Source organism: Roseateles sp. (assembly GCF_039929605.1).
Lineage (GTDB): Bacteria > Pseudomonadota > Gammaproteobacteria > Burkholderiales > Burkholderiaceae_C > Pelomonas.
The window spans coordinates 52,625-58,269 of sequence record NZ_JBDSQX010000054.1 but is presented as its reverse complement, the minus strand read 5'-3'; the positions used below and the strand labels follow the sequence as shown (position 1 = coordinate 58,269).

At 69.1% G+C, this 5,645-nt stretch carries 5 protein-coding genes; 2 read left to right on the top strand and 3 right to left on the bottom strand.

From position 1 onward, the window contains the following. Positions 1-216: 216 nt before the first annotated feature. Complete coding sequence (gene tgt / locus ABIS05_RS07785) at positions 217-1,344, bottom strand: tRNA guanosine(34) transglycosylase Tgt (protein WP_348010738.1); 1,128 nt, start codon at positions 1,342-1,344, stop codon at positions 217-219. Between tgt and ABIS05_RS07780 the strand changes: the two genes are divergently transcribed. After that, positions 1,343-2,236 (top strand): transporter substrate-binding domain-containing protein, encoded by an 894-nt coding sequence (locus ABIS05_RS07780; protein WP_348063236.1) that lies wholly within the window; start codon positions 1,343-1,345, stop codon positions 2,234-2,236. The genes tgt and ABIS05_RS07780 overlap by 2 nt on opposite strands. Positions 2,237-2,248: 12 nt before the next feature. On the opposite strand, the gene queA is transcribed toward ABIS05_RS07780, so the two are convergent. Next, positions 2,249-3,292 (bottom strand): tRNA preQ1(34) S-adenosylmethionine ribosyltransferase-isomerase QueA, encoded by a 1,044-nt coding sequence (gene queA / locus ABIS05_RS07775; protein ID WP_348010736.1) that lies wholly within the window; start codon positions 3,290-3,292, stop codon positions 2,249-2,251. A 31-nt stretch (positions 3,293-3,323) separates the two neighbouring features. Between queA and recG the strand changes: the two genes are divergently transcribed. Next, positions 3,324-5,378 carry an ATP-dependent DNA helicase RecG gene (gene recG, locus ABIS05_RS07770; RefSeq protein WP_348010735.1) on the top strand — a complete coding sequence of 685 codons (2,055 nt, stop codon included), beginning with the start codon at positions 3,324-3,326 and terminating at the stop codon, positions 5,376-5,378. 12 nt (positions 5,379-5,390) lie between these two features. Here recG and ABIS05_RS07765 read toward each other — a convergent pair whose 3' ends face one another. After that, complete coding sequence (locus ABIS05_RS07765) at positions 5,391-5,582, bottom strand: hypothetical protein (RefSeq protein WP_348010734.1); 192 nt, start codon at positions 5,580-5,582, stop codon at positions 5,391-5,393. Positions 5,583-5,645 lie beyond the last annotated feature (63 nt).

The following is a 5,645-nucleotide window of genomic DNA, read 5'->3' as shown; positions in this document are numbered from 1 at the left end:
GTCTAAAACCCTCGGGGAAGTTGTCTCGCCAACCCCGCTGTTTCATGCAGTTACAGGCGGCAGCAAGCGCGCATGATCCGGGGAGGGCCGGCGCGATTCTGGGCTTGCACGTGTGACGAATTTACGTTTCTTGACCTGCAAACGGGGGACGCCGCTCGGCGAAAGCAGGGGCACCCCCCTAGATCTTGGGATACGCCGCTGAGAGCGGCAGCGCTGTCAAACGCCGCGCGCCCGGTCCGTCGCGAACTGCACCCGCCAGGCCTCGAAACGGCCTGCGTCCAGCGCGTCCCGCATCTCCTGCATCAGATTGAGGTAGTAGTGCAGGTTGTGCACGCTGGTCAGCATGGGGCCGAGCATTTCGCCGCAGCGGTCCAGGTGGTGCAGATAGGCGCGCGAGAAGGCCTTGCAGCATTCGCAACCGCAGGTTTCATCTACGGGCTTTTCGTCGGATTTGTAACGCGCGTTGCGCAGCCGCAGGTCGCCGAAGCGCGTGAACAGATGGCCGTTGCGGGCGTTGCGGGTGGGCATGACGCAGTCGAACATGTCGATGCCCTGGGACACGCCCTCGACCAGGTCTTCCGGCGTGCCGACACCCATCAGGTAGCGCGGCTTGTGGGCCGGCAACTGGTGGCCGATGTGACCGAGGATGCGCTGCATCTCGGCCTTGGGCTCGCCGACCGACAGGCCGCCGATGGCATAGCCCGGCAGGTCCAGCGCGGCCAGGCCGGCGAGGGACGCGTCGCGCAGGCTGGTGAACATGCCGCCCTGGACGATGCCGAAGAGGGCGTTGGGGTTCTCCAGCCGGCCGAACTCATCGACGCAGCGCTTGGCCCAGCGCAGGCTCAGCTCCATCGACTGCTTGGCCTCGCGCTCGGTCGTCAGCACGCCCTTGGATTCATACGGCGTGCATTCGTCGAACTGCATGACGATGTCGCTGTTGAGCACCGTCTGGATCTGCATGCTGACCTCGGGGGTCAGGAAGAGCTTGTCGCCGTTGACGGGCGACGCGAACTTGACGCCTTCCTCGGTGATCTTGCGCATCGCACCCAGGCTCCAGACCTGGAAGCCGCCGCTGTCCGTGAGGATGGGCTTGTTCCAGCTCTCGAAGCGGTGCAGGCCGCCGAACTGCGTGACGACATCCAGGCCCGGCCGCATCCACAGGTGGAAGGTGTTGCCCAGGATGATCTGCGCGCCCATCTCCTCCAGCGACCGCGGCGTGACGCCCTTGACGGTGCCGTAGGTGCCCACGGGCATGAAGATGGGCGTCTGCACGACGCCATGGTTGAGCGTGAGCGTGCCGCGACGGGCGCGGCCTTCGGTGGTGAGGAGGTCGAACTTCAGCATGGGGGTGGGATTGTCGCAGCGGGGTCGACGGCCGGCATCCACCACGCAAAACACGCTGGACGCCAACCGCCTCACCCGCCACCATCGGCACATGATCCGCGCGCCGATCCAGGCCCTTCTCGCAGGGCTGACGCTTGCTTCAACGGGAGGGGCCGCCCAAGCCTGCGGCCCCTACACAGCCGCCGTGTATGCCTATGCCCGCTTCTATTACGAAGACCCGCAGCTGGGGCCGGCCGGCATCGACAAGGACATGTTCGACGAGCTGGCGCTGCGCTCGGGCTGCGAGTTGCGGATGGTGGTCGAGTCGCGCGTGCGCATCTGGGACCAGATGCGGCGTGGCGTCGTGCAGCTGACGCTGTCTGCGCTGGCCAGCCCGGAGCGGCGCGAGATTGCCGAGCTGGTGCCCTATGCCCAGGGCCGCTACCAGGTGCTGATGCGACGCGAACTCGCGGGGCGGATCAACAGCATCGCCGCCTTCGAGGCCATGCCCGGGCTGCGGCTGCTGGACGTTCGCGGCTATGCCCACGGCCCGACCATCGACGCCTGGGTGCTGCGCATGCGCAGCCAGGGCCGCCTCGTCGAGGCAGGTGATTTCAAGACCGCCGCCCGCATGATGCGCGCGGGCCGGGCCGACGGGCTGCTGGCCCTGCCGAGCGGCTGGGGCATCGCCATGGCTGCCTTCGACAACCCCGACGAACTTGTGGCCGTGGACGTGGCGCCCAACGAGCGCAACGCGGTCTCGCTGGCCATGGCCCACACCATGCCCGAGGCCGACCGCCTGCGTCTGCGCCGTGCGCTGCAGGCCATGCTGGCCGATGGCAGCGTCCACGCCATCCTGCGCCGCCACCTCGGCGACAAGGGCGCGCGAACGGCGATGTACACCGGCGAATGAGTCCCGCCTCCGTCAGCCGGCGCTGGTGCGCGTCAACAGCATCGCGTCGCCATAGCTGAAGAAGCGGTAGCGCTCGCCGATGGCATGTCGGTAGAGCGCCATCACCCTCTCATGCCCGGCCAGCGCGCTGACCAGCATCATCAGCGTGCTCTTGGGCAGGTGGAAGTTGGTGACGAGGCGGTCGACGACGCGGAATGGGAAGCCCGGCGTGATGAAGATGTCGGTCTCGCGGGCGCCGGCCTGCAGCTCGCCGCCACGCGCCGCGGACTCCAGCGCGCGCAGCGTCGTCGTGCCCACCGCGACGACCTTGCCGCCGCGCGCGCGGCACGCGGCGATGGCGTCCACGGTGGACTCCGGCACGTCGAACCACTCGCTGTGCATCTTGTGTTCGGCCAGCGTCTCGACGCGCACCGGCTGGAAGGTGCCGGCGCCGACGTGCAGCGTCACATGCGCGGTGCTGACGCCGCGCTCGGCCAGGCGGGCCAGCAAGGCCTCGTCGAAATGCAGCGCCGCCGTGGGCGCGGCGACGGCGCCGGGCTCCCTGGCGAAGACGGTCTGGTAGCGGCGTTCGTCCTCGGCGCTGTCGGCATGGGCGATGTAGGGCGGCAGAGGCACGTGGCCGTGGGCCTCCAGCAGCGCGAAGGGATCGCCGGCAAAGCGCAGGTGGAAGAGGCCGTCGTCGGGCCCGCAGCGGCCCAGCACCTCGGCGTCGAAGGCCTCGGCGAAGCGCACGCGGCTGCCCGGCTTGGGGCTCTTGCTGGCGCGCAGGTGCATCCAGACTTCTCGCGTGCCCGGCAGCACGCGCTCGACGAGCGCCTCCACCGAGCCGCCGGTCGCCTTCACCCCGTAGAGCCGGGCCTTGATGACGCGGGTGTTGTTGAAGACCAGCAGGTCGCCGGGCGCGAGCAGATCAGGCAGCTCGCGGAAGACGCGGTCCACCGGCTGGTCGCCAGATGCGTCAAGCAGCCGCGAGGCGCTGCGCTCGGCCGCCGGATGCTGGGCAATCAGCTCGGGCGGGAGGTCGAAATCGAAGTCGGCGACGGTGAAACGGGTCATGCCGCGATTGTCGGCTTGCACAATGCCGCCCATGCCCGAGGCCGCCGCCACGCCCAAACCCGCCACCAAGTCCGCGCCCCAAAAGGCGATGGAAAAGCTCGGCCTGCTGCGCGACATCGACCTGGCCCTGCACCTGCCGCTGCGCTATGAGGACGAGACGCGTGTCATCCCCATCGCCGCGCTACGCGAGAACGAGCCGGCGCAGGTGGAGGGCGTTGTCGTGGACTGCCAGATCGAGATGCGCGGGCGCCGCCAACTGCTGGTGCGAGTGAAGGACGAGTCCGGCACCTTGTTGCTGCGCTTTCTCAACTTCTACCCGGCGCAGCAACGGCAGATGTCCGCCGCCACCCGGCTGCGCATCCGCGGTGAGGCGCGGGTCGGCTTCTTCGGCCGCGAGATGGTGCACCCGGTCGTCAAGGTCGTCGACGAGGACACGCCGCTGGCGCAATCCCTCACGCCGGTCTACCCCGCGTCCGCCCAGCTGCCGCAGGCCTATCTGCGCAAGGCCGTGGCCTCGGGCCTGGCGCGGGCGGACCTGCGCGAGCTGCTGCCGGCGGGCGTTGTGCCGCACGGGCTGCCGCCGTTGAAGGACGCGTTGCACTACCTGCACCACCCGCCGCCGAGCGCGTCGCTCGCCGCGCTGGAAGACCACAGCCATCCGGCCTGGCAGCGGCTCAAGTTCGAGGAACTGCTGGCCCAGCAGTTGTCGCAGCTGCAGGCCCAGCGCGAGCGCGCGCTGCTGGCGGCACCGGCCCTGCGCGGCAGGCCCGGCGGCCTGCACGAGAAGCTGCTGGCGGCGCTGCCGTTTCAGTTGACCGCCGCGCAGCAGCGCGTGGCCGAGGAGATTGCGAAAGACCTGGCGCGGCCTCAGCCCACGCACCGGCTGCTGCAGGGCGATGTGGGCTCGGGCAAGACGGTGGTGGCCGCGTTGGCCGCGGCCGTCGCCATCGACGCCGGCTGGCAGTGCGCGCTGATGGCGCCCACCGAGATCCTGGCCGAGCAGCATTTCCGCAAGCTCATCAGCTGGCTGGAGCCGATGGGGCTGAAGGTCGCCTGGCTCACCGGCAGCGTGAAGGGCAAGGCGCGGCAGGCAATGCTGGACGCGGCGGCGTCGGGCGAGGCCCAGCTCGTCATCGGCACGCATGCCGTCATCGAGGACAAGGTCAAGTTCGCGAAGTTGGGCCTGGCCATCATTGACGAGCAACACCGGTTTGGCGTCGCGCAGCGACTGGCATTGCGCAACAAGCTCAAGGCGATGGACCTGGAGCCGCACATGCTGATGATGAGTGCGACGCCGATTCCTCGGACGCTGGCGATGACCTACTTCGCCGACCTCGACGTCTCCACGATCGACGAGCTGCCGCCCGGCCGCAGCCCCATCGTCACCAAGGTGTTCACCGAGTCCAAGCGCCACGACGTGGTCGACAAGATCCGCATGGCGGTGGCCGACGGTGCCCAGGTCTACTGGGTCTGCCCGCTGGTGGAGGAGAGCGAGGCCGTGGACCTGCGCAACGCGACCGAGACGCACGCGGAGCTGAGCGAGGAGCTGCAAGGCACGCAGGTGGGCCTGCTGCACGGCCGCATGGCGTCGGGCGAGAAGGCGGCCGTGATGGCGCAGTTTTCCGGCGGCGCGACGAGCGTGCTGGTGGCCACGACGGTCATCGAGGTCGGCGTGGATGTGCCGAACGCCAGCCTGATGGTCATCGAACACGCCGAGCGCTTTGGCCTGGCGCAGCTGCACCAGTTGCGTGGCCGCGTGGGGCGCGGCTCGAAGGCGAGTGTGTGCGTGCTGATCTACAGCCCGCCGCTGTCCGACACCGGCAAGGCGCGGCTCAAGGCCATGGCCGAGACGACCGACGGCTTCGAGATCGCGCGCCGCGACCTCGACATCCGCGGGCCGGGGGAGTTCATGGGCTCACGCCAGAGCGGCGCCGAGCTGCTGCGTTTTGCCGACCTGCAGGAGGACGCGCCCCTGCTCGTCGCCGCCCGCGCGCTGGCGCCGCAACTGCTGGACGGGCATCCCGAGGCGGCGCGACGTCAGGTGGCGCGCTGGCTCGGGACGAAGGCGGAGTTTCTAAAGGCCTGAGGGCCCCGGGCTTTACTTGCAGGTGAAGCTCTTCGCGTTCACCTCTTTCACATTGCCCGCACCGCAGGTCACCACGGCTTGCTCGCTGAGCTTGGCGATGGTGCTGGTGTCGGCCGGGATGGCCGAAGACGGCGGCGCGAAGACGCAGGCGCTGAGCAGGCTGGAGGCGGCCAGGGCGACAACGACGGTGGCGATTCGGTTCATTTGAGTTCTCGGGGTCAAGTGTTGAGAGGCTTGCAGCATCGCCAGTGCGCACGAGCCGGTCAC

Bases quoted from the DNA above. Each gene is read 5' to 3' on its own strand.
- recG (WP_348010735.1), top strand. From the start codon at position 3,324: ATGCCCGAGGCCGCCGCCACGCCCAAACCCGCCACCAAGTCCGCGCCC.
- queA (WP_348010736.1), bottom strand. From the start codon at position 3,292: ATGACCCGTTTCACCGTCGCCGACTTCGATTTCGACCTCCCGCCCGAG.
- ABIS05_RS07765 (WP_348010734.1), bottom strand. From the start codon at position 5,582: ATGAACCGAATCGCCACCGTCGTTGTCGCCCTGGCCGCCTCCAGCCTG.
- tgt (WP_348010738.1), bottom strand. From the start codon at position 1,344: ATGCTGAAGTTCGACCTCCTCACCACCGAAGGCCGCGCCCGTCGCGGC.
- ABIS05_RS07780 (WP_348063236.1), top strand. From the start codon at position 1,343: ATGGGGGTGGGATTGTCGCAGCGGGGTCGACGGCCGGCATCCACCACG.